Annotated in this window: 20 protein-coding genes and 2 pseudogenes; 13 read left to right on the forward strand and 9 right to left on the reverse strand. The window is 60.9% G+C overall.

The features are described 5' to 3' along the window. Positions 1-51 precede the first annotated feature (51 nt). On the forward strand, positions 52-555 hold the full coding sequence (locus tag ELH03_RS23420) for a cupin domain-containing protein (RefSeq protein WP_018244441.1): 504 nt from the start codon (positions 52-54) through the stop codon (positions 553-555). A gap of 29 nt (positions 556-584) precedes the next feature. On the opposite strand, the gene ELH03_RS23425 is transcribed toward ELH03_RS23420, so the two are convergent. After that, on the reverse strand, positions 585-1,604 hold the full coding sequence (locus tag ELH03_RS23425) for a LacI family DNA-binding transcriptional regulator (protein WP_128410952.1): 1,020 nt from the start codon (positions 1,602-1,604) through the stop codon (positions 585-587). Positions 1,605-1,939: 335 nt separating this feature from the next. Here ELH03_RS23425 and ELH03_RS23430 point away from each other — a divergent pair, with 335 nt between their 5' ends. The 5 genes and pseudogenes from ELH03_RS23430 to ELH03_RS23450 all read left to right on the forward strand — a co-directional run. Then, positions 1,940-2,926: a sugar ABC transporter substrate-binding protein gene (locus tag ELH03_RS23430; protein ID WP_128405382.1), complete on the forward strand. Its 987-nt coding sequence runs from the start codon at positions 1,940-1,942 to the stop codon at positions 2,924-2,926. Between the two features lie 179 nt (positions 2,927-3,105). Then, entirely contained in the window at positions 3,106-4,626 is a 1,521-nt protein-coding gene (locus tag ELH03_RS23435; RefSeq protein ID WP_128405383.1) for a sugar ABC transporter ATP-binding protein, read from the forward strand. Further along, positions 4,610-5,632 carry an ABC transporter permease gene (locus tag ELH03_RS23440; protein ID WP_003555988.1) on the forward strand — a complete coding sequence of 341 codons (1,023 nt, stop codon included), beginning with the start codon at positions 4,610-4,612 and terminating at the stop codon, positions 5,630-5,632. The genes ELH03_RS23435 and ELH03_RS23440 overlap by 17 nt, the downstream gene beginning before the upstream one ends. A 147-nt stretch (positions 5,633-5,779) precedes the next feature. Beyond that, positions 5,780-6,727 carry a glutathione synthase gene (gshB, locus tag ELH03_RS23445; protein WP_128405384.1) on the forward strand — a complete coding sequence of 316 codons (948 nt, stop codon included), beginning with the start codon at positions 5,780-5,782 and terminating at the stop codon, positions 6,725-6,727. A 230-nt stretch (positions 6,728-6,957) separates the two neighbouring features. Then, positions 6,958-7,605: pseudogene (locus tag ELH03_RS23450) on the forward strand (magnesium chelatase domain-containing protein); the annotation flags it as partial. 79 nt (positions 7,606-7,684) lie between these two features. Here ELH03_RS23450 and ELH03_RS23455 read toward each other — a convergent pair. Then, positions 7,685-8,701 carry an HNH endonuclease domain-containing protein gene (locus ELH03_RS23455; protein ID WP_128405385.1) on the reverse strand — a complete coding sequence of 339 codons (1,017 nt, stop codon included), beginning with the start codon at positions 8,699-8,701 and terminating at the stop codon, positions 7,685-7,687. Positions 8,702-9,127: 426 nt separating this feature from the next. On the opposite strand from ELH03_RS23455, the gene ELH03_RS23460 reads away from it, so the two are divergent. The 3 genes and pseudogenes from ELH03_RS23460 to ELH03_RS23470 all read left to right on the forward strand — a co-directional run bounded on the left by ELH03_RS23460 (position 9,128) and on the right by ELH03_RS23470 (position 11,850). Continuing rightward, positions 9,128-9,781, forward strand: a complete 654-nt coding sequence (locus ELH03_RS23460; RefSeq protein WP_128405386.1) for a hypothetical protein — start codon at positions 9,128-9,130, stop codon at positions 9,779-9,781. A 37-nt stretch (positions 9,782-9,818) separates the two neighbouring features. Further along, positions 9,819-10,727 (forward strand): annotated as a pseudogene (locus ELH03_RS23465) (YifB family Mg chelatase-like AAA ATPase); the annotation flags it as partial. A gap of 52 nt (positions 10,728-10,779) precedes the next feature. Continuing rightward, on the forward strand, positions 10,780-11,850 hold the full coding sequence (locus tag ELH03_RS23470) for a DUF4037 domain-containing protein (protein WP_128410950.1): 1,071 nt from the start codon (positions 10,780-10,782) through the stop codon (positions 11,848-11,850). A 91-nt stretch (positions 11,851-11,941) separates the two neighbouring features. On the opposite strand, the gene ELH03_RS23475 is transcribed toward ELH03_RS23470, so the two are convergent. From ELH03_RS23475 to ELH03_RS23485, 3 genes are all read right to left on the reverse strand, one after another. Beyond that, positions 11,942-12,532 carry a GNAT family N-acetyltransferase gene (locus tag ELH03_RS23475; protein WP_128405387.1) on the reverse strand — a complete coding sequence of 197 codons (591 nt, stop codon included), beginning with the start codon at positions 12,530-12,532 and terminating at the stop codon, positions 11,942-11,944. Positions 12,533-12,770: 238 nt separating this feature from the next. Further along, the gene (cysK, locus tag ELH03_RS23480) at positions 12,771-13,733 is read right to left on the reverse strand and encodes a cysteine synthase A (protein WP_003544751.1); all 963 of its coding nucleotides are present in this window, start codon (positions 13,731-13,733) and stop codon (positions 12,771-12,773) included. A 145-nt stretch (positions 13,734-13,878) separates the two neighbouring features. Beyond that, positions 13,879-14,496: a LysE family translocator gene (locus tag ELH03_RS23485; protein ID WP_128405388.1), complete on the reverse strand. Its 618-nt coding sequence runs from the start codon at positions 14,494-14,496 to the stop codon at positions 13,879-13,881. 251 nt (positions 14,497-14,747) lie between these two features. Here ELH03_RS23485 and ELH03_RS23490 point away from each other — a divergent pair, with 251 nt between their 5' ends. Further along, entirely contained in the window at positions 14,748-15,266 is a 519-nt protein-coding gene (locus ELH03_RS23490; protein WP_130766689.1) for a Dps family protein, read from the forward strand. 45 nt (positions 15,267-15,311) lie between these two features. Here the strand turns inward: ELH03_RS23490 and ELH03_RS23495 are convergent, their stop codons facing one another. Then, entirely contained in the window at positions 15,312-16,226 is a 915-nt protein-coding gene (locus ELH03_RS23495) for a DMT family transporter (RefSeq protein ID WP_197727780.1), read from the reverse strand. Positions 16,227-16,325: 99 nt separating this feature from the next. Here ELH03_RS23495 and ELH03_RS23500 point away from each other — a divergent pair, with 99 nt between their 5' ends. Further along, positions 16,326-16,790: an Lrp/AsnC family transcriptional regulator gene (locus ELH03_RS23500; RefSeq protein WP_128405391.1), complete on the forward strand. Its 465-nt coding sequence runs from the start codon at positions 16,326-16,328 to the stop codon at positions 16,788-16,790. 72 nt (positions 16,791-16,862) lie between these two features. Here the strand turns inward: ELH03_RS23500 and ELH03_RS23505 are convergent, their stop codons facing one another. Together ELH03_RS23505 and dut are read right to left on the reverse strand one after the other, a co-directional pair. Continuing rightward, complete coding sequence (locus tag ELH03_RS23505; RefSeq protein WP_128405392.1) at positions 16,863-17,762, reverse strand: GNAT family N-acetyltransferase; 900 nt, start codon at positions 17,760-17,762, stop codon at positions 16,863-16,865. Further along, complete coding sequence (gene dut, locus ELH03_RS23510) at positions 17,762-18,232, reverse strand: dUTP diphosphatase (protein WP_128405393.1); 471 nt, start codon at positions 18,230-18,232, stop codon at positions 17,762-17,764. Before dut ends, ELH03_RS23505 begins: the two co-directional genes overlap by 1 nt. A gap of 91 nt (positions 18,233-18,323) precedes the next feature. Between dut and ELH03_RS23515 the strand changes: the two genes are divergently transcribed. Continuing rightward, positions 18,324-19,907: a peptide chain release factor 3 gene (locus ELH03_RS23515; protein WP_011650148.1), complete on the forward strand. Its 1,584-nt coding sequence runs from the start codon at positions 18,324-18,326 to the stop codon at positions 19,905-19,907. 34 nt (positions 19,908-19,941) lie between these two features. On the opposite strand, the gene ELH03_RS23520 is transcribed toward ELH03_RS23515, so the two are convergent. Then, positions 19,942-20,832, reverse strand: a complete 891-nt coding sequence (locus tag ELH03_RS23520) for a LysR substrate-binding domain-containing protein (protein ID WP_128405394.1) — start codon at positions 20,830-20,832, stop codon at positions 19,942-19,944. Between the two features lie 114 nt (positions 20,833-20,946). Here ELH03_RS23520 and ELH03_RS23525 point away from each other — a divergent pair, with 114 nt between their 5' ends. Continuing rightward, the gene (locus tag ELH03_RS23525) at positions 20,947-21,654 is read left to right on the forward strand and encodes a glutathione S-transferase family protein (protein WP_130766690.1); all 708 of its coding nucleotides are present in this window, start codon (positions 20,947-20,949) and stop codon (positions 21,652-21,654) included. Positions 21,655-21,672: the final 18 nt, after the last annotated feature.

Genomic DNA, 21,672 nt, shown 5'->3' on the forward strand with positions numbered 1-21,672 from the left:
GACTCTCTGCTACGTCAAATCTCGGTAGGGATAACAATTGGGGGTTGTTTCATGGCCTGGAAGCTGATGCTTGCAAGTGCGGTCGCCATGGCCGCGCGCTCCGCGCCTTATGCCGTGGCGAAGCCGGCCGGGAAATCCTTCGTGGCGCATGCGAGCGACCTGCTGCCATTGAAGCCGACGCCGATCAATCCGGACTGGATCGTCAGCGGCAATCCGCAAGCCCGCACCGCCGAACATTCGCGCGGTCATGACGAAGCATCGCTGACGGCGATCTGGGACTGCACGGCGGGCGAATTCCGCTGGCGCTTCGGCTGGGACGAGACCGTGATGATCCTCGAAGGCGAGGTCCATATCACTGCCGAGGACGGCACGGAACGAACCCTGCGCGCCGGCGACGTCGCCTTTTTTGCAGGCGGAACCTGGGCGAGCTGGCGGGTCGACAATTACGTCCGCAAGGTCGCCTTCCTGCGCAAACCCTTCCCGAAGCCCTTGGCGATCGCCTACCGTCTCCGCAACATGCTGCGCAACAGCGGCAACCAGGGCATCGCCGCCTGAAGATCGACTTCGATGTTCGGGCCTATGCGCTAATCGGGCTGAGGCGGAGCGGTTGTTTCGCCCTTCAAGACCTCGCAGGCGAATAGGATCGGATTGTCGAGGTCGGGCGCGGTTTGTTTGTTCAACAGAACGGCCACCGCAGCTGCCGCTATGTCTTGAATCGGCTGTTTCACTGTCGTCAGGCGTGGCGTTGTCATGCTTGCGAGCGGGATGCCGTCGAAGCCGAGGATCGAAAGGGCTGCAGGTATCGGGATTCCCAGATCATGCGCTGCCCGCATGCAGCCGATTGCCTGCTGGTCCGAACTTGCAAAGATCGCCGTCGGCCGCTCGTTTCGCGCGCGGGCCAGAAGATAATTTCCCGCGGAACGGCCGCTTTCATAGTCGAAAGCCGCCTCGGCAATCAGCGGTGGTCCTGCCGTTCGTGTGCCGTCTGCCTGCTCCCCCGCCTGCTCGATTGCATCGAGATAGCCCCTGAGGCGATCGTTGGCGGGGACGGAGTGGCTAGGCCCCGAGATGAAGCCGATGCGGCGATGGCCGAGCTGCAAAAGATGCTCGACGCCAAGACGAACGCCATTGCGGTGATCGGCGGCAATGCCGGAATATCCCGGCATAAGGCGGTCGACGACGACGATCGGCAATCCCTTCGGCAGCTTGAGTGTATGGAAATCATTGCTGGGAACCAGCATGATGCCGTCGACCTTTCGGCTTGTCAGCTGTTTGATGCGGTCAGCCTCCTTGGCCGCATGATCGAACGACGTCATGACGATGATATTATAGCCGTGATTTGCCGCCGCCTGTTCCGCCGATTGGACAAGTTCCGCGAAGAACGGATTGGTCAGATCCGGAATGACGATGCCGATGAGGCGGCTGACCTTGCCGCGCATGCTTCTCGCAGACGCGTCGGGCGTATAGCCGAGGTCTTTGATGATCGCTGTGACGCGCGCCCGCAATTCCTTCGTCACGGAGGGATGATCATTCAAAACCCGCGAAACGGTCCCGGTGGAAACTCCCGCAAGCTTGGCAACCTCTCGAATCCCGACCTTTGACATAACGGAAACAGTGGCCCTTTCTCTGCGCCTTCGGAAGACACCGAAGGGCGCCTGATCGAAGCTTCCAGCTAATGGTCTTTACCGCCCTCGTCAAAGGGCTGCATCTCAATTTTGACCGCCAGTCTCCATAGCATGAGCATGGGCCAACGCTCAATGGAAACGGTTCATCGCATGCGCACCGATACAGGCCAGACCTAGGAGTCAAAGCCGACGTTCGGCTCGATTTCGGCGGCTTGACAATTTTTAAGAGCGTGCTACCCAGATGTCGTTGGAAACGGTTCATTGCCGCAGGCAACTCAGGTGGAGCTGAGCCCAGGGCCGTTCGGGAGGAAAAAATGTCCAATTTTTTGAAGCGTGAATCCGTCTTGATCAATGCGCCGCGCCGTGCGGCATTGAAGCTTGGGCTTGCCGGCACCTTGGTGCTTGCCCTGTCCTGTGGCGTGTCGCCCGCCTTTGCGGCCGGTAAGCCGAAGGTCGGCCTGATCATGAAATCCTTGTCCAATGAGTTCTTCAAGCAGATGAAGGCCGGCGCCGACAAATATGCGGCCGAGAACAAGGACAAGTTCGACTTCAAGGCCGTCGGCATGAAGGACGAGCGTGATTTCGCTTCCCAGGTCGATGCCGTCGAAAACTTCGTCACGCAGAAATACGATATCATCGTTGTCGCGCCGGCCGATTCAAAGGCCATGGCAACCCCGCTGGCAAAGGCAGTCAAGGCTGGCGTCAAGGTCATCAACATCGACGTGCCGCTCGATGCCGATGCGAAGAAGAAAGCCGGTATCGATCTCGCTTTCTTCGGGCCGGACAATAAGGGCGGGGCGACGCTTGCGGGCGACGCGCTTGCCAAGGATCTGGGACCTGGCGCCAAGGTCGTCATCCTCGAGGGTAACCCCGAGGCCGACAATGCCAAGGAGCGCAAGGAAGGCTTCATGGACTCCGTCAAGTCTGGCAAGCTCGAGCTTCTCGACAGCAAGACGGCCCATTGGGAGACGGAAGAAGCCAATACCGTCATGACGAATTTCCTGACGAAGTATAAGGATATTCAGGGCGTTATGGCAGCCAATGACTCCATGGCCCTCGGCGTTGTCAAGGCGCTCGATGCGACCGGCCAGAGTGGCAAGATCAAGGTTGTCGGGTTCGACAACATTCCGCCGGTTCAGCCTCTGATCAAGGATGGCAAGATGCTTGCCACCGTCGAACAGTACGGCGCGCAGATGGCGGTTCTCGGCATCCAGTATGGCATGCGTGAACTTGCCGGCGAGACATTCACCGGCTGGGTCAAGACCGACATCAAGCTGGTCACCGCAGCGGATCTCAAATAGTCGGGATCGCCCGCATCGCGCGTCTGAAAGACGCGCAGCACTGTACAGGAAGCGTCGGCTGCGGCCGGCGCTCACCGCTACCAACCGATTGACGCGTTGATCGCTTCAGGGGAGGCTCGCTTCCGAGCCCCTGGGATGCGTGCTGCGTGGAGTTCGAACAGAGCGTGCATGAGGTCGCCATGTCAGATGCAGCAGATGACGACATTTTGAGGCTGGAAGGGATCGGCAAGCGCTTCCCGGGCGTCGTGGCGCTCAAGGATGTCTCCATGCGGATCGGCCGCGGCAAGGGGCACGTTCTTCTGGGCGAGAACGGTGCTGGAAAGTCGACCCTGATCAATCTGCTCGGCGGTGTCTTCAGGCCGGATGACGGTCACATCCTGTTCGACGGCAAGCAATACCATCCGGCCTCGCCGTTGGAGGCGTTCAAGGCGGGCATCCGGGTCATTCACCAGGAGCTGCATCCGCTTTCCAACCTGACGGTGGCGGAAAACCTGCTGTTCGAGCATCTGCCACGCCGATACGGCCTGGTGAACTATAAGGCGATGAACAGCAGAGCGGCTGAACTCCTGGAAGAGGTTGGCCTCGACGTGGCTCCGACGACACTGGCGAGCCGCCTCAGCGTCGCCCAGCTTCAACTGGTCGAGATTGCCAAGGCGCTTTGCTACGAAAGCAAGCTTCTCGTTCTCGACGAACCGACGGCGACCCTGACCTCCAAGGAGGTCGATCGCCTTTTTGAAATTCTCAAGCGCTTGAAGCGGCGTGGCGTGACCACGCTCTACATCTCGCACAGGCTGGAGGAAATCTTTGACGTCGGTGACGATGTGACGGTGCTGCGCGATGGCCAGCATGTGATCACGCGTCCGCTGTCCGGACTTGCTATTCCTGACATCGTCGAACTCATGGTCGGGCGCAAGCTTTCGGATCATGGCATTTTTCGCAGCGACAGCACCGTGTCCGGCGAGGCGCTCGGCGTGTCCGGCCTGAAGGTGACGCGCAATAGCCCGGAATTGTCATTTTCCGTGGCAAAGGGGGAAATCGTCGGCATTGCCGGCCTTGTCGGCAGCGGCCGGACGGAAGCGGTTCGCGCCATATTCGGCGCCGATGCCAAAGCGGCCGGCGAAATTCGCGTGAATGGCGATCCGGTTGAGATCCATTCGCCGAAAGAAGCCGTTGCTGCCGGGCTCTGCCTGGCAACCGAAGACCGCAAGATGCAGGGCTTGATGCTCGACATGAGTTGCGCTGAAAATGCCACCATAACGGATCTCGGCAAGATCTCCCGCAACGGCTTGATCATGCGAAGGGCGCAGGATGATCATTCGCAGCGCCTCGTGCGCGAACTGCGCATCAAGACCCCGTCGATCCATCAGGCCGTCAGGACCTTTTCCGGCGGCAACCAGCAAAAGGTCGTCATTGCAAAATGGCTGTTCCGCGGCCCCAAGGTGCTGATTTTCGATGAGCCGACCCGTGGAATCGACGTCGGTGCAAAGGCTGAGATTTACGAGCTTCTGTGGAAGTTTGCCGCCGAAGGAAAAGGCGTTCTGGTCGTATCGTCGGATCTGCCGGAGCTCATGGGCATTTGCCATCGCATCATCGTATTCTCCGACGGCAAGATATCGGGCGAAATAGTTCGGGAACAGTTTGACGAGAGCAGGATCCTTTCGCTCGCCTACAAGGAGTACAGTCGTGTCCGCCAACATTGAAAAACAGACCGAGGCGAAAGAGGTGAGCGTCTGGGACAAGCTTGTCCGGATCTCGCTGAAGGAGGCGGGCGTCGCCATTGCCCTCATTCTGATCCTGGCGTTTTTCTCGGCGACGGCGCCTTATTTCGCAACGCCGGAGAACTTCCTGAAGATCTTCGTGCAGATTGCCATCAACACCGTGCTTGCTGCGGGCATGACCTTCGTCATCCTCGTTGGCGGCATCGATCTCTCGGTCGGGTCGCTGCTTGCCCTTTGCACGGTGATCGGTGCGACGATCATGATCAATCCGGCGTTTTCGCCATGGCAGGCGATTGTTCTCGCATGTCTTGCGTCGATGGGCACGGGTGCCATCCTTGGCGCCGTCAACGGGTGGATTTGCGAGAAGTGGAAGCTTCCTTCCTTCATTGTCACCCTTGGCATGCTGAACGTCGCCAGCGGCCTGGCGCGCGTGGTCAGCGACAATTCCACGATCACCGGCCTGCCTCAGCCTTTCGTCGATTTCGGAAACCTGATCTTCTGGGGCATATTTCCGTCGATCTTTCTGATTGCGATCGTCGTCGTCCTCATCGGCTGGTTCGTGCTGCGCTACACCGTCTTCGGGCGCTTCGTCTTCGCGATCGGCACCAATGAAGAGGCTGTCCGGCTGTCGGGGCATGAGCCGAAACGGTACAAGATCGCCGTCTTCACGATCTCAGGGCTGACGGCCGGCATTGCGGCCATGGTCTATCTGCTCCGTCTCAATGTCGGCAGCCCGGTCGCGGGCATCGGCTACGAGTTGAACGCGATCGCCGCCGTCATTATCGGCGGAACCAGCCTTTCGGGCGGCAAAGGCTCGATTGTCGGCACGCTGGTCGGCGCCTGCATTCTGCAGGTGCTGTCGACGGGATTGCAGCTCTTGGGCGCCGACGACAATATCAAGCCGATCGTCATCGGCGCCGTCATCGTGCTCGCCGTCATTCTCGATAGCTATCGCGGCCGGTTGATGCGGAAACTCGAAACGCGGTGAAAAGCAATTCCAGCAAATGTGTGCAGCGGTTTTGCGTCCGGAATTGCGCAAAAAACAAAAATGCTCCAGCGCCGGAAGCCCTTGATTGGCCGTTGCGTTTGAAATCTGGCCGACCTACATCTGTCCGGCATTCAGCGAGGGATGGAAATGGCCAAGATCACCAATGTAGCGGTCCAGATGGACCATGTCGCAGGCATCAATATCGCAGGTGATTCCACCTTCGCCATGAGCCTGGAAGCCCAGGCGCGCGGCTACAAGCTCTTCCATTATACCCCCGACCGCCTGAGCTTCCGTGACGGCAAGCTCTATGCCAGCGTCGAGCCGATGGTGCTGCGCGACGTCAAGGGCGATCACTACGAGCTTGGCGCGCCGGAGCGCGTCGATCTCGCGACCATGGATGTCGTGCTGCTGCGCCAGGACCCGCCCTTCGACATGGCTTATATCACCTCGACGCATCTGCTCGAGCGCATCCATCCGAAGACGCTCGTCGTCAACGATCCGGCCTGGGTGCGCAATTCGCCGGAGAAGATCTTCGTCACCGAATTCTCCGACCTGATGCCGAAGACGCTGATCACCAAGGATGCCGCCGAGATCCGCCGCTTCCGCGACGAGATGGGCGATATCATCCTGAAGCCGCTCTACGGCAATGGCGGCGCCGGTGTCTTCCATTCGACCCGCGACGACCGCAATCTTTCTTCGCTGCTGGAGATGTTCGGCCAGCTTTTCCGCGAGCCCTTCATCGCCCAGCAATATCTGCCCGACGTGCGCAAGGGCGACAAACGCATCATCCTGGTCGACGGCGAATTCGCCGGCGCCATCAACCGCGTGCCGGCCGAACACGACAGCCGCTCCAACATGCATGTCGGCGGCCGCGCCGAGGCGACCGAACTGACGCCGCGCGAACAGGAAATCTGCGCCCGCATCGGCCCGGCGCTGAGGGAGCGCGGCTTCCTGCTCGTCGGCATCGATGTGATCGGCGATTACATGACCGAGATCAACGTCACCTCGCCCACCGGCATCCGCGAGGTCAAGAAGTTCGGCGGCGCCGATGTCGCAGCCCTGCTTTGGGATGCGATCGAGCGCAAGCGCGGCTGAGCCTGCTGCCCATGACCGTTCTGGTCCCGCGACCGAGCACAACCAAGGTCACAGCGGATGCGTGACTACGTTCTTTGATTGTTCTTGTTTTATTCCGGCGTCCATGCCAGATTGCAACCGCTGGCCTTAATGCATGTCGCCCAAAACTGTGCAGCGGTTTTGGGGCCACGACATGCATCGAATAAAGGCTGCAGGGCGGTATATAAAGTTTGCGGCAAGGGGATGGGCTTATGGTCGCGCGTGTCAGTACGGTTGCATTTCAGGGTATCGAAGGTGTGCCGGTCGAGGTCCAGGTCATGGTCGCTCCCGGAAAGGTCGGGATGCAGATCGTCGGCCTGCCTGACAAGGCGGTTGCCGAAAGCCGCGAGCGCGTGCAGGCCGCCCTCCACGCCTCCGGCCTGGCGCTGCCGGCCAAGCGCGTGACGGTCAATCTGGCGCCTGCCGACCTGCCGAAAGAGGGCTCGCATTTCGATCTGCCAATCGCGCTTGCCCTGATGGCCGCCCTCGGCGCCATTCCCGCCGATGCCCTGTCGGACTTTGTCGTCGTCGGCGAGCTTAACCTCGACGGCACGATCGCCGCCATATCAGGCGCGCTGCCGGCTGCGATCGGCGCCAATGCGCTCGGCAAGGGGCTGATCTGCCCGGCCGAAAGCGGCGCCGAAGCCGCCTGGGCAGGTTCGGACGTCGATATCCTCGCACCCCGCAGCCTGATTGCCCTTGCCAATCATTTCCGCGGCACGCAGGTCCTGTCTCGGCCGGAGGCATCGATCCGGGCCAATGCGGCAAACCTGCCGGATCTTGCCGAAATCAAGGGCCAGGAAAGCGCCAAGCGGGCGCTCGAAGTGGCCGCGGCCGGCGGCCATAATCTTCTGATATTATGCTACATTAATCGCCAAATAAAACGGCCCCACAGGCCAATCTCCGGAACTAAGGGTCTTTAAAATCGGTACATGCCTGTCATGGCCAGCCAGCGGGGAAGCCCATGCGTTGAGCGATGGCCATCATTGGCAACACCAGACCAGTGTAGGCGTCAAGAAGCGCGTCGGCGTCGGTGAGGCGGTCAGGCGGAAGTCGCAGATCGCTGCAGTACTGGTCGAGGAATGTTTTCTCTACACTTCCGGCAGTCGGAAGTACGCCGTTGATGATGACATGGTGCACGCGAACAAGTCTCTCCAGGTATCTTGGCTGAGGTAGGCGTGCCCCTTTTGCCGAGTTGACTGATCTCGCGACGGGTACAAGGTTCCATATACGGTCATGACCGACGAAGCTGCGGGGTAGGAAGTGATCGAGACTGAGATCGCCTTCGTCCACATGTTCCTCCGAATAGATACATTCGAGAGGCATCCCCGACATTCCGGTTAGGAAGAACTTTCGCTCCAGCGCTAAACTGATCCGCTTGGAAGGTGGCCCCAGTTTCGCCATGCTAACAGGCACGTTAGGATTTCTTGTCTGTATCCATCCCAGCCAAGCGCCGTCTGCCCATCCGCTGACAATCGGCAGGTTGTTGACGAGATAGTTTCGCCACGGTTTGTAGAGTTCGATGCCGTCAACGAGAATTCGATAGAGTGGCGGATGTTGCGCACCCTTTTTCCAAGGGCTGAGCAACGCATCTGGGACGTAACGTAGGCATCCCCTTGAACGTTCGCGTTTAACCCAGAAACGCGCCAGCTCATGTACTTCTCTTGGCGCTAGCTTTTCGTGCAGGGCATCGCCAATAGTGCCAAGAAGCGCGGTCAATGTATCGTTGTCGGCAGCGTTGCCAATGGCCAAGCGACCGACGACTGCGGGCCACCAGGCAGCAACGAGCATCTCGGCGAGTAGTTCATCAAACCGCATGTGCTCGCATGTGCTCTTGTGCAACCTGGCCACGATGCCTCGGAAGAAGAGGAACTTGTAGGACTGAGTACAATCGCGGAAGAGCTGTGCCAGTCGATCGACGTCCACCCCTTCCTGGGCGGGCAGGCTAGTGCTCATGAACGCTCGCCATGGTATTGGGGTCTGTCCTCTCAAACAGGAATGCCTTCCTATTGCTGGTGCGCGGTAACTCGACAGTCCCCGGATGCAATTGCATGAACATGACGAATTCCTTTTCGTGATTCTACCTTGGGGATGCTGCACCCATTCCGTCCGTGGGTACATGTCTTGCTAAACGCGGCCCCACTTTTTCATTGTGTTCCTAGTTGGAAACCTCCAAGGCGAGGGGATACCTCGCCGTCATTCCCGAACGCATGCAGTAGACGGCCGCAGTTCCCGACAAACAAATGGCTACCCTGAGCGGTCTCCTGAAGCAATTTCCGCTCCGACGGAAAGGCCATGACTGCCTCGCCGTTTGAAGCCAGAACAGGTTGTGATGGCAGTCCCCCTCTGCAATAATTCCGTTCAATTAGCTGGGGCAGAACCATGGATAGCAAAGACATCTTCATCAGTGTTGGCGGAACTGCCAACGATCAACAAGAACGTTTCGTTAGTTTGTTGGAGGACCGTCTACGGTCGGAAGGCCTGATCCCGCACACCGTCGGTCGCAACACCTTTTCTGTTGAAGCACCGTTGCGAACGGTCGAGCAGTTGATCGATAGGTGCGTTGGAACTGTGGTGGTGGCTCTTGAGCGAACATACTTTCCCGAAGGGCTGGAAAAGCGCGGGGGAGGTCGACAGAAGGCGCTTGGGGAAATCAGACTAGCAACCCCTTGGAATCACATTGAGGCAGCGATGTCTTATGTGAGACGCAAGCCGCTTCTTGTTATCGTTGAAGAGGGTGTGAAGAGCGAAGGCTTGTTGGAACCTGGGTACGATTGGTATGTACAGACGGTGCCTCTCAACGAAACCGCCCTAACTACTAAAGAATTCAATGGGGTGCTAGCTAGTTGGAAGTCAAAACTCCTAGAGAATGGACCGCCCATCGGAACTCCAACAGATTCTGCAATCTCCCCAGCGACGATGACTGTCGCGCAGCTCGTGGGCACTCTCAAACCCGCTCAATTATGGTCACTACTGACGGCGCTTGCGGCACTTATAGCCGGTGCTTTTGCACTGGGCGGGAAGCTTCTTACATGATGTGTAGGCGTGTCTCCTGAGGTGAAAGCGGAAGACCGGTCCGCTGACCATTTTAATGGTAGGGCCTCCGGGCTCCGGCAAGTCGATGCTGGCGGCAAGGCTGCCATCGATCCTGCCGCCGCTTTCGGCCGCCGAGCTGCTTGAGGTGTCGATGGTTCATTCGATCGCCGGTCAACTCTCCGGCGGCAAGCTTTCCGATCGTCGGCCCTTCCGCACCCCGCATCACTCCGCCACCATGGCAGCCCTCGTCGGCGGCGGTCTGCGCGCCCGTCCGGGCGAAGCCTCGCTTGCCCATCACGGCGTGCTCTTTCTCGACGAGTTTCCCGAGTTCACGCCGCAGGCGCTGGATGCGCTGCGCCAGCCGCTCGAAGGCGGCGAATGCGTCATTGCGCGCGCCAATCACCGAGTCTCCTATCCGGCAAAATTCCAGCTGATCGCCGCGATGAACCCCTGCCGCTGCGGCATGGCCGGCGAGCCGGGCCATACCTGCGCCCGCGGCCCGCGCTGCATGAGCGATTACCAGGCCCGCATCTCCGGCCCGCTGATGGATCGCGTCGATATCCGCATCGACGTGCCGGCCGTCTCCGCCGCCGACCTCATCCGGCCGATGGCGGCCGAAACCAGCGCCGACGTTGCCCGCCGCGTCGCCCGCGCCCGCGAGATCCAGCAGGAGCGCTTCGAAAGCACCGGCGCAAAGGGCATCGGCACCAATGCCCGCTGCTCCACCGCGATGATCGAGAAACTGGCCGAGCCCGATGCCAGCGGCCTGCAGCTGCTGCGCGACGCCGCCGAAAAGATGAAATTCTCCGCCCGCGGTTACCACCGCGTGCTCAAGGTCGCCCGCACGCTGGCCGATCTCGACGGCAAACCGACGGTCGGCCGCATCCATCTCGCCGAAGCGATCTCCTACAGGATCGCCGGCGAGAGGCTGACGGCTGCGGCTTAAGAAAAGGGTAGCCGAAGCGCGCTGAACGGAACGGTGATCTGAAGGAGAGGTCATGCAGGGGATTGAGTTATCGCGTCGCTTCTACGCGGACGTTGTCAGGCCCTGGATGACCAGTGTCGCGCCGGAACTCGCACATTCAGCGGCGTTAATTGGATTTGGATCGGAGCTGCTTGGTTTAGACGACGAGGTTTCCAGGGATCACAACTGGGGGCCTCGGGTCCACGTCTTCTTGAGCACAGATGGATTCAGCGACTATGCCCGACGGTTGGTCGTTGAATTCACGCAGGTGGCACCCGCCAGCTACCTTGGTGAACCTATTGGGTGGCGGAGCCGCCCACATCCTCCTGCAAATGGCCCGGAGGCGGCAGGCGCCATTGAGCACGGCCTCGAATTCCACACCCTTGAGGCCACGCTGGAACGGCTTCTGGCCGTTCGGTCCGCCGATAACCTTGCTCCCTTGCAGTGGCTGGGCTTTGCCGAACAGCGGCTGCTCGCCTTCACGGGAGGTGCCGTTTTCCATGATGACGACAAACGGCTGACACGGGCCCGAACGGCACTGGCCTATTTCCCTGACGACGTGTGGCTTTACAAAATCGCCTGTCAGTGGCGGCGTATTGCCGAGGAGCAGGCCTTTGTTGGCCGAGCAGGACAGGTCGGCGACGATCTGGGGTCCCGCGTGGTTGCGAGCCGGCTCGTGCGTGACGTCATGCGGATGGCTTTCCTCCTCGACCGCCGCTATGCGCCGTACGCGAAGTGGTTTGGCAGTGCGTTCGGAAAACTGCCGCTGGCCGAAACCCTGTCACCGCTGTTGCAGCGGGTCTTGCTGGCCGAAGGATGGCAGCCGCGCGGAGAGGCACTCGCTTCGGCCTATCTTGCGCTGGCACGTCGCCAACAGGCGGACGGCATCGGCGGCAAGGTCGAGCCGGTCATTGGTCCATACTTCGAACGCCCCTTCACGACGATCAATGCCGACGATCTGGTCGAGGCAACCCTCAAGGGGATACGGGACCCCTTGGTCAAACAACTTCCAGTCGTCGGCGCCCTGGACCAGGTGAGCGATCTAACTCCCGTGCTCGAGGATCCGTCTGGGTCGCAACGGATGATCACCGCACTGCTAGGCTGACGCGCATGGTTGCAGCCAGTCTCAACTCCGCTTCCGCCGATGCCGACGAAGCCAGCGCCGACGTCGACTGTCGACGCACTGGGACTATGTATCAGCGAGGCTTTTCAAGTTGCCACTCGAGATTGGAGCGCACCGCAGGCCATTCAGATGGAATGATGCTGTAGACACAAGTATCGCGAAGGGTACCGTCGCGCATACGCATATGCTGGCGCAAAATTCCGTCTAGCTTCGCCCCAAGGCGCTCAATTGCGCGGCGGCTCTGATGGTTGAGGAAGTGCGTACGAAATTCGACAGCTAGGCAGTCGAGGCTGTCAAATGCGTGCGACAGCAGCAGCAGCTTTGCTTCGGTGTTCAGCGGAGTCTGCTGAGCGCGTTTGGCATACCAGGTGCTTCCGATTTCGACACGCGGGCCTGCAGGGTCGATATTCATGTAGGTGGTCATTCCCACCACGCTCTCGCTAGCTCTATCAAATACTGCAAAGGGCAGCATCGCACCTGTCGCCTGAAGGCCTAGACACCGATCAATGTGGGCTGACATAGCTTCAGGTGCAGGAACGCCCGTGTACCATAGCTGCCAGAGGTTCCCGTCTTGCACGGCTTTAGCAAGTCCGTCGTGATGCTCGTGCGCCAATGGAACAAGCTCAACATGGCGGCCAGATAATTTGATTGCCTCTAAAGCCATAACGGCGACCTCCGCGTGGGGGGTATGAATTCATATTTCAAAACTTATGCATCTTGCTTTTGACCCGGCAATACCAATGCCCTTAGCTGGCGCGTAATTCGGCACGAAAGTCGATGCTGGCAGCAAGGCTGCCGTCGATCCTACCGCCGTTGGCGGCCGCGGCGTAACAAGAAGGGGCGCCGAAGCGCCCCGATATTCTGTGAAGATGATAGCCGGGAAGCCCTGGCCAAACCCTGCCTCAGCTGCCAAGCCCTTCAAACAGCGCCGTCGAGAGATAACGCTCCGCAAAGGAGGGGATGATGATGACGATGTTCTTGCCGGCGTTCTCGGGACGGATGCCGACCTTGATGGCGGCGGTCAGTGCTGCACCCGAGGAGATGCCGACCGGCACGCCTTCGAGCCGGGCGACGAGGCGCGCCTGTTCGAAGGCTTCGTCGTTGGTCACGGTGACGACTTCGTCATAGATGCCGGTATCGAGGATTTTTGGCGCAAAGCCGGCGCCGATGCCCTGGATCTTGTGCGGGCCGGGGTTGCCGCCGGAGAGGATCGGCGAATCGGCCGGTTCGACGGCGATGATCTTGATCTCGGGCTTGCGGCTCTTCAGCACTTGTCCGACGCCGGTGATCGTGCCGCCGGTGCCGATGCCCGATACGACGATATCGACCGTGCCGTCGGTATCGTTCCAGATTTCCTCGGCCGTCGTCTTGCGGTGGATTTCGGGATTATCAGGGTTTTCGAACTGCTGCGGAATGACGGCATCGGGAAGGGAGGACGCCAGTTCCTCGGCCTTGGCGATGGCGCCCTTCATGCCCTTTGGCCCCTCGGTCAGCACCAGCTCGGCACCAAGCAGCGCCAGCATCTTGCGGCGCTCGACCGACATCGTCTCCGGCATGGTGAGGATCAGCCGATAGCCCTTGGCGGCGGCGGCAAAGGCGAGCGCGATGCCGGTATTGCCGGAGGTCGGCTCGATCAGCACCGTCTTGCCGGGGGTGATCTTGCCTTGCGCTTCGAGGCCCTCGATCATCGCGACGCCGATACGGTCCTTCACGGATGCGATCGGGTTGAAGAATTCGAGCTTGCCGATCAGGTTCGCCACGACGCCTTTTTCCCGCGCCAGCTTGTCGAAGCGCACGAGCGGCGTGTCGCCGATGGTCTCGGTGATTGAGGAATAAATGCGGCCGCGGCCGGGCTTGTGCGACATGGGTGCTCTCCCTTTGAAATCCTGCTCCTGAAATCGAGGGGGAGAATAGGGTCAAAGGCCCGTCTAGGCCAGACCGCGTTCGACCTGGAGGAGCGATCAGGAGGGAAAAAAACCTTTGAAAACCGTTTCTTGCCGAATGTTTATTTCAGGCCGCCCGCGTGGCGATGAAGGCTGCCGTGCCGGCGAGGATGCCGGCGGCAACCCGGTTCAGCGCCTGCAAGGCCCGCGGCTGCTTCAGCATCGTGCGGGCCCGCGAGGCAAGCAGCATATAGGGCACCAGCACGACGATCAGCACGACGAAGGTGGCGGTGAGCAGGAGCGCATAGTCTCGCAGGCCGATATTGCCAATATCGATCAGCGTCGGCACCAGGGCGACATAGAAGAGCATCGTCTTCGGATTGCCCAGCGTCACCAGCAGGCCGGAGAGGAAAGACATGCCGATATTGGTGGATTTGCGTGCCGCGATATCCTGCGGCAGCAGCCCCGCCGTCCAAAGTTTCCAGGCGATGTAGCCGAGATAGAGGACGCCGGCGATCTTGATTGTTATGAACACCTCGGTGAAGGTCTGCGCCACGAAGGCAAGGCCGAGAATGACAGCTGTGAGATAGGTCATGTCGCCGAGCACCAGGCCGAGACCCATGAAGAAGGTCTCGCGGAAATTCGAGCCGAGCGCACGCGCGACGATTGCGGTAATCCCGGGTCCCGGAATGGCCGCGGCGATGAACAGCGCTCCGGCATAGGTCAGCAAGGCGGCAAGGCTCATGGATCGCTCCCTTCTTTCCCGGGTGTTTTATATCCGGCGCCCGGAACCATCAATCCGCCGGCGTTGATGGATGCATCAGCGGCAAGAATGCTTGGCCATCGCACGCCCGTGACCTTGAAGAACCGCGCGCCTCCCGTATCTCTTGCGGTGAAGACTCCGGTGGGCACGCATCGTCATGGTCGTCTTCATCAGGATGTCATCGCCGCCCTATCAGGTCCCCAATATCGCTTCGTCACCCAAGGAGAAAACGGATGTCCCGCACACAGGCCGAGAAGACCAGACTTGCGCCCCTGAAGACGCCTTCGGATCTGCCGACCAATGCCATTACCGATATCTCGGCAGCGCTCACCACGCTGCTCGCCGATATGTTTGCGCTCTATCTCAAGACCAAGAATTTCCACTGGCACATGTCCGGCCCGCATTTCCGCGACTACCATCTGCTGCTCGACGAACAGGGCGAGCAGATCTTCGCGACCACCGATGTCATCGCCGAGCGGGCCCGCAAGATCGGCGGCGTGACGCTGCGCTCGATCGGCCACATCGCCCGCCTGCAGCGCCTTGCCGACAATGATGCCGATTACGTGACGCCCGAGGATATGCTGGCCGAGCTGCGTGATGACAACGGCCGTCTCGTCTCGCTGCTGCGCGAAACGCATGAGGTCTGTGCTGAGCACAATGACGTGGCGACAACGAGCCTGCTGGAGGTCTGGATCGACGAGGCCGAGCGCCGCACATGGTTCCTGTTCGAAACGACGCGGCCGCAGAGGTAACATCGGCAAACCGGGCATGTCTGTCATGCCCGGACTGCCCGGTTCTCAGCTCTCCAGCGCCCGCGGCCGCAGCCATCGTGGCGTCCAGCCGAGATTCATGCCGGCGGCGGCAAGGAGAATGATCGCCGCACCTGCGATCTGCATCGGCTGCAGTGCGTGGCCGAAGGCCAGCCGGTCGACGAGGATTGCTGCGATCGGATAGATGAAGGAAAGGGCGCCTGTGAGATGCGTCGGCAGCCTCTGGATCGCGCCGTAGAGCAGCACATACATCAGCCCGGTATGGACGACGCCGACGGTCACCAGGATCGCCCAGGACCCAACATCCCCGGGCGGATGGGAAAAGTCGGTCATCGGCGCCAGCATCAGCATGCCGGTTGCGACCTGGATGAGCGCGATCAGATGCGGCGGCGTGCCTTTCAGCCATTTCGCGGCAAGGGCAGCGAGCGCATAGAAGAAGGCCGCGCCGAGCGCCATCAGGATGCCGAGGCCGTAACCGTCAGATGTCGCCCCGCCAGTCTCCGGTTTTGCCTCGACGATGGCAATCATGCCGGCGAAGGCGAGTGTCAGCCAGAACAGCTTGGTGGCAGTGATCTTCTCGCCGAGAAAGAGAGCGCCGAGCACGAGCAACATGAAAGGCTGGGTGTTATAGACCGTCGTCGCGATCGAGATCGTCGCATGCGAGTAGGAGGCAAACAGCAGCAGCCAGTTCAAGACGATGGCGACGCCCCCGAATATGGCGATGCCGAAGGCGCGCAGCGTGATGATGCCGGGCCGCAGCAGCCCGAGCGCGCCGCAGATGACAAGCAAGGTGAGCGCGCCGAACAGGCAGCGCCAGAAGACCACGCCGCTGACCGGTTGTCCCGACATGACGACGAACCAGCCGATCGTCCCTGAGATCAGCATCGCTGCCGTCATTTCCGCTGTGCCTCTTTTGATGTCGCTGCCCATGATTGCCTCCATTTCGATGGCATAAGAATATTGCGACGAGAGGCGATTTTATATAAGGATAAGAAGGAAAATTATCGGTACCGCCTAATCATACGAGGAGAATGTCTCGCTGTGGCTAATGATGTGCAATCGCTCGACGAAATCGATCAGGCCATTCTGGAGGCGCTGGCCGGCAATGCGCGGGTCTCGCTGAAGGAACTGGCCCAGCAGGTCGGCCTGTCTTCGCCGAGTGCGGCCGAGCGTCTGCGCCGGCTGGAGGAGCGCGGCGTCATCAAGGCCTTCACCATCGATCTCGATCTCGCCGCCGTCGGTTATCCCCTGCAGGCGATCGTGCGCGTGCGTCCGCTGCCGGGACAGCTGCACATCGTCGAGCGCATCATCGAGGAAATTCCCGAAATCATCGAATGCGACAAGGTGACGGGTGATGATTGTTTCATCGCCCGCCTGGTCATCCGCTCGATGGCCGACCTCGACGGTATCCTCGACCGAGTTGCCGAAAGGGCGGAGACCAACACCGCGATGATCAAAGCCTCACCCGTCAAGCGCCGCCTGCCACCGCTTTCGCGCCGGAAATAGGGGCGGCGAAACGCCTTTTTGTTTTTGCGCATTTCGGCCGCAAAACCCCTGCGCAGTTTTCCTGGAACTGCTCTAGAATTCCGCCATCGGCGACAGCATCGCCGGAAAATCCGGGGCGGCGTCGCCGAGCCCGCGCAGCATCAGCCTCGTGCCGCCTTCCAATTGTTGTGGAGCACCCTCCCAGCTGAGCTTGTCGGGACGGAAGAGCACCTCGACGGAGGCGGGGGCGATCTCCAGCCCGGTGAGGATTACCGCAAGCGGCGGTATCTCCGCCGCCACGACGTCGAGGAGGCTGAAGCGGCCCGCCTCATCCATCTTCCAGGCGATGGCCGCCTCCCGCTCTGCCAGAAAGCTGATGCGGATATCGGGATCGAGCTGGGTGTTGATCAGAAACATGGCTGCATTGACCGTGACCGCCAGCGAGGTCGAAACCGGGCTTCGTATTTTCAGCAGCGATTGCAGCAGGGCAAGATCATCCGCGTTTGTCGGCAAAAGCGGCCGGGCGGGCGCGGCGGAAGATGAAGGGGCGGGTGCCGCTCCCTCATATCGGTGCAGCGGTATCGCGTGGAAACCATAGGGCTCGTAAAGCGACGGCTTGTCGGTATAGAGGATGACGGCTTCAAAACCCTGTCTCTCGCACCAGTCGAGCGCTTTTACCGTGACGTCGCGATAGAGCCCGTGGCCGCGCCATGGTGGCCGCACGGCGCCGGATTGCAGCCCGGCGGCATGGACGATCCTGCCATTGAGGACGAAGGGCAGCGCAAAGGCTGAGATATTGGCCGCAAGCTCACCTTCGGCATCAAACCAGCCGAAGGGCATGCTGGTCGGATCGGGTCCGCCAAGCTGTTGCAGCGGTCCGATATCGATGCCGAAAATATCCCTGAGCAGACAGACCAGAGCCGCCCAGCCGGCGGCGTCACCGAAATAATCCTGCCGGAAGGTCAGGCCCGCGCTGTCGAGGCGCTCTGCCATCAGACGCCGGTGGAGCCGAAGCCGCCTGCGCCGCGCATCGTTTCGCTTGCCTCGGTAATCTCCGCCACCCGCGCCTGGGTTACCGGCGCGATCACCATCTGGGCGATACGCATGCCGCGGGAGATGATGAAGGCTTCCTCGCCGAGATTGACGAGCAGCACTTTCACTTCGCCGCGATAGTCGCTGTCGACGGTGCCCGGCGAATTCAGGCAGGTGATGCCGTTTTTGAAGGCAAGGCCGGAACGCGGCCGCACCTGCCCCTCGAAATGCTCGGGAATCTCGAAGATGAAGCCGGTCGGCACCAGCGCCCGTTTGCCGGGCAGAAGTGTCAGCGGTGCTGTCTCGTCGACGGCAGCGCGCAGGTCCATGCCGGCTGCTCCCTTGCTTTCATAGGCGGGCAGATCGAGGCCTTCGCCATTGGCTAAGCGGATGAGGTTCAGCGTCGGGCGCGTGTCGTGATGAATGGTCATGGCCCATTACTTTGCGCCGGAAGGCCCGAGGTCAATTGCATTGCCGGGCTTTAATCGCTAGATACGCGGCAATTCCACAGGATTCACAAGTATGGCCGAAAGTCTCGCCGAGGCGGTCTCCCGCCGCCGCACATTCGCTATTATCGCCCACCCGGACGCGGGTAAGACGACGCTCACCGAAAAGCTGCTGCTGTTCGGCGGCGCCATTCAGCTTGCCGGTGAAGTCAAGGCGAAGAAGGATCGCATGCAGACGCGCTCCGACTGGATGAAGATCGAGCGCGAACGCGGCATCTCCGTCGTCACCTCGGTGATGACCTTCGAATATAACGACAATGTCTTCAACATCCTCGACACGCCGGGTCACGAGGACTTCGCCGACGACACCTATCGCACGCTGACGGCCGTCGACGCCGCCGTCATGGTCATCGATGCCGCCAAGGGTATCGAGCCGCGCACGCTGAAGCTCTTCGAAGTCTGCCGCATGCGCGATATCCCGATCATCACCTTCATCAACAAGATGGACCGCGAAAGCCGCGATCCCTTCGAGATCCTCGACGAGGTGGAAGAGAAGCTGGCGCTGGATACGGCGCCGATCACCTGGCCGATCGGCCGCTCGAAGACCTTTTGCGGCTCGTACAATATCGCCGCCAACACGGTGCGCGGTTCGGATACCGAAATCGAGGGAACGCCGGTCAACGGTCCGCAAAGCGTGGCCGGCCGGCTGCCGGAAAACGAGCGCCAGGTCTTCGTCGAGGAGACCGAGTTGGCGATCGAGGCCTGCCGTCCGTTCGACCGCCAGGCCTTCCTGGAAGGCCATATGACGCCGGTCTTTTTCGGCTCGGCGCTGCGCAACTACGGCGTACGCGACCTCATAAACGCGCTCGGCGATTTTGCGCCGCCGCCGCGTGACCAGGTCGCCGATACCAGGACCGTGCATGCGACCGACGACAAGATGACGGCCTTCGTCTTCAAGATCCAGGCCAACATGGACCCCAACCACCGCGACCGCATTGCCTTTGCCCGCATCTGCTCCGGCAAGCTCGAGCGCGGCATGAAGGCAAGGCTTGCCCGCACCGGCAAACAGCTCGGCCTGACGGCGCCGCAATTCTTCTTCGCCTCGCAGCGCCAGTTGGCCGACACCGCCTATGCCGGTGACGTCGTCGGCATTCCGAACCACGGCACGCTCCGGATCGGCGATACGCTGACCGAAGGTGAATCCCTGGTCTTCCAGGGCGTGCCGAACTTCTCGCCGGAGATCCTGCGCCGCGTGCGCCTGGAAGACGCGATGAAGGCGAAGAAGCTCAAGGAGGCCCTGCAGCAGATGGCTGAAGAAGGCGTCGTCCAGCTGTTCTCGCCGGAAGACGGCTCGCCGGCGATCGTCGGCGTCGTCGGCGCCCTGCAGCTCGACGTCTTGAAGGAGCGGCTGATGGCCGAATACGGCTTGCCGGTCTCCTTCGAAATGTCGCGTTTCTCCGTCTGCCGCTGGATCTCGGCCGAACAGCCGGCCGATCTCGAAAAATTCCTCACCGTCAAACGCGGCGATATCGCCCGCGATCTCGACGGCGACCCGGTCTTCCTCGCCCAGGACGGTTTCTCGCTGCGTTACGAATCCGAGCGTCATCCGGCGATCAAGATGGTCGCGATCAAGGAATATCACGCCGCCAAGGCGGCGTGATCACCAAGCAATCAAGGAAAAGTGAGAAGCGGCTCTAGTCGCCGAGCCGTTCCGCCAGAAAATCGACGACGGCGCGCACCGCCGGCAGTTGGCCACGCCGATGCGGCATCAGGATCGTCGTCTCGATGCTGCCCGCCGTCCATTCCGGCAGCACCCGCACCAGCCGCCCGTCTGCCAGCGCCTTGCGGCAGACGGATGCCGGCAGGCAGGTAATGCCGAGCCCCGACACGGCCATTTCCATCAAGACATGGGGCTCATCCGCCGCCATGACGGAATGCAGCGTGACAAGAGCCTCATCTCCGGCCGAATAGAGCCGCCACTGATCCTCCGTCAGGCTCGTCATGATCGTCGCATGCAGTGCCAGCTCCTCCGGCCGGCGCGGTTCGCCACGGGCGCTGATATAATCCGGCGAGGCGAGAATGTAGAAGGGATGGCTGGCGAGCTTCCGCTGCACCAGCGCCGAATCCGGCAGCGGCCCACGGTGGCTGCGCAGCGCGATGTCGAAGCCTTCCTGCACGATATCGACGAAGCGGTCCGTCACATGTACGGAAAGCCGGAGCTTCGGATAGCGTGCCGTCAGCGCCGGCAGATGCTCCGTCAAGGTAAACTGCGCTGTCGGCACCGAGGCGGTGAGGCGAACGCTGCCGGCGGGTTCGGCCAGATGCCGCCGCACGATGCCTTCGGCCATCTCCGCCTCGATGATCGAGGCCTGGGCGTGCTGAAAGAATTCCCGGCCGAGCTCGGTTAGCGCGAAGCTTCGCGACGTGCGCTGGATCAGCCGCACACCGAGCCGTCCCTCCAGCTCAGCTACCCGCTTGCTCACCGTCGATTTCGGAATGCCGAGATGTCTGGCCGCGGCGGTAAAGCTGCCGCTGTCGACGGCCTGCACGAAAAGATGGAGGTCGTTGAGGTTGAAGAGTGCCATTACCATCTTCCAGATATGTGGACATTGCGATGCATTTATAGCCTCTACCGCGTGATCGTCCGCATGTTCACATTCATCGCGTCCAAACGGGTTCAATTCTGAAAGGAACGATTGATGTCACCCATATTGTTTTACGGCGTGCCGGAGGGCTGCTCCTTCGGCTCGATCATCGCGCTCGAATGGTCCGGTCTGCCTTATCGGCTCTGCCGCGTCGAGATGCCGGAAACGGTCTCCACCGATGACTACGCCAGGATCAACGCAGTCGGCGAAACGCCGTCGCTGCTGCTCGAGGATGGCAGGACGATCAGCGAAAGCATGGCGATCCTCCACCATATCGGCGCCCGCGCGGTCGGCAACGGTCTGGGTTTTGCGCAGGGGTCGGCGGATTTCGATCGTCTGAACCAGATGCTCGCCTTTCTCAACACGACCTTCTTCAAGGCTTTCGGTCCGCTCTGGTATGCGTTCGAACATCCGCTGGAGCCGCAACAGAAACAGGCCCTCGCCGCCTATGGCGTCGCAGCGGTCGAAAAGGCGCATCAGACGCTTGAGCGTCTGCTCGATGGGCGCGAATGGCTTCTCGGCAACGGGCCGAGCCTGGCCGACGCCTATTTCGTCGGGGTCGCCCGTTGGAACGATTTCCACAAGGTCGTCGACCGCCGGCAGTTTCCCGGCCTGCATCGCCTCTATGAGCGCATGCAGCAGGAGCCGGCTGTGCGTTTTGCCCATGCGATCGAGCATCGGCAGGACGCGAAAAGCAGCGGCGGTTTCCGCGGCGAGGTCGATCTGGCCGAGGCGCTTGGCCTGTTGAAACAGGCGGCCTGATCGCCGCCGCCGTCGCAC

Origin of the sequence: Rhizobium beringeri (genome assembly GCF_004306515.1) — a bacterium.
Classification (GTDB): Bacteria; Pseudomonadota; Alphaproteobacteria; order Rhizobiales; family Rhizobiaceae; genus Rhizobium; species Rhizobium beringeri.

Excerpts from the sequence above, each read along its gene's own strand:
- ELH03_RS23420 (WP_018244441.1), top strand. The coding sequence starts at position 52 with ATGGCCTGGAAGCTGATGCTTGCAAGTGCGGTCGCCATGGCCGCGCGC.
- ELH03_RS23425 (WP_128410952.1), bottom strand. The coding sequence starts at position 1,604 with ATGTCAAAGGTCGGGATTCGAGAGGTTGCCAAGCTTGCGGGAGTTTCC.
- ELH03_RS23430 (WP_128405382.1), top strand. The coding sequence starts at position 1,940 with ATGTCCAATTTTTTGAAGCGTGAATCCGTCTTGATCAATGCGCCGCGC.
- ELH03_RS23435 (WP_128405383.1), top strand. The coding sequence starts at position 3,106 with ATGTCAGATGCAGCAGATGACGACATTTTGAGGCTGGAAGGGATCGGC.
- gshB (WP_128405384.1), top strand. The coding sequence starts at position 5,780 with ATGGCCAAGATCACCAATGTAGCGGTCCAGATGGACCATGTCGCAGGC.
- ELH03_RS23455 (WP_128405385.1), bottom strand. The coding sequence starts at position 8,701 with ATGAGCACTAGCCTGCCCGCCCAGGAAGGGGTGGACGTCGATCGACTG.
- ELH03_RS23460 (WP_128405386.1), top strand. The coding sequence starts at position 9,128 with ATGGATAGCAAAGACATCTTCATCAGTGTTGGCGGAACTGCCAACGAT.
- ELH03_RS23470 (WP_128410950.1), top strand. The coding sequence starts at position 10,780 with ATGCAGGGGATTGAGTTATCGCGTCGCTTCTACGCGGACGTTGTCAGG.
- ELH03_RS23475 (WP_128405387.1), bottom strand. The coding sequence starts at position 12,532 with ATGGCTTTAGAGGCAATCAAATTATCTGGCCGCCATGTTGAGCTTGTT.
- cysK (WP_003544751.1), bottom strand. The coding sequence starts at position 13,733 with ATGTCGCACAAGCCCGGCCGCGGCCGCATTTATTCCTCAATCACCGAG.
- ELH03_RS23485 (WP_128405388.1), bottom strand. The coding sequence starts at position 14,496 with ATGAGCCTTGCCGCCTTGCTGACCTATGCCGGAGCGCTGTTCATCGCC.
- ELH03_RS23490 (WP_130766689.1), top strand. The coding sequence starts at position 14,748 with ATGTCCCGCACACAGGCCGAGAAGACCAGACTTGCGCCCCTGAAGACG.
- ELH03_RS23495 (WP_197727780.1), bottom strand. The coding sequence starts at position 16,226 with ATGGAGGCAATCATGGGCAGCGACATCAAAAGAGGCACAGCGGAAATG.
- ELH03_RS23505 (WP_128405392.1), bottom strand. The coding sequence starts at position 17,762 with ATGGCAGAGCGCCTCGACAGCGCGGGCCTGACCTTCCGGCAGGATTAT.
- dut (WP_128405393.1), bottom strand. The coding sequence starts at position 18,232 with ATGACCATTCATCACGACACGCGCCCGACGCTGAACCTCATCCGCTTA.
- ELH03_RS23515 (WP_011650148.1), top strand. The coding sequence starts at position 18,324 with ATGGCCGAAAGTCTCGCCGAGGCGGTCTCCCGCCGCCGCACATTCGCT.
- ELH03_RS23520 (WP_128405394.1), bottom strand. The coding sequence starts at position 20,832 with ATGGCACTCTTCAACCTCAACGACCTCCATCTTTTCGTGCAGGCCGTC.
- ELH03_RS23525 (WP_130766690.1), top strand. The coding sequence starts at position 20,947 with ATGTCACCCATATTGTTTTACGGCGTGCCGGAGGGCTGCTCCTTCGGC.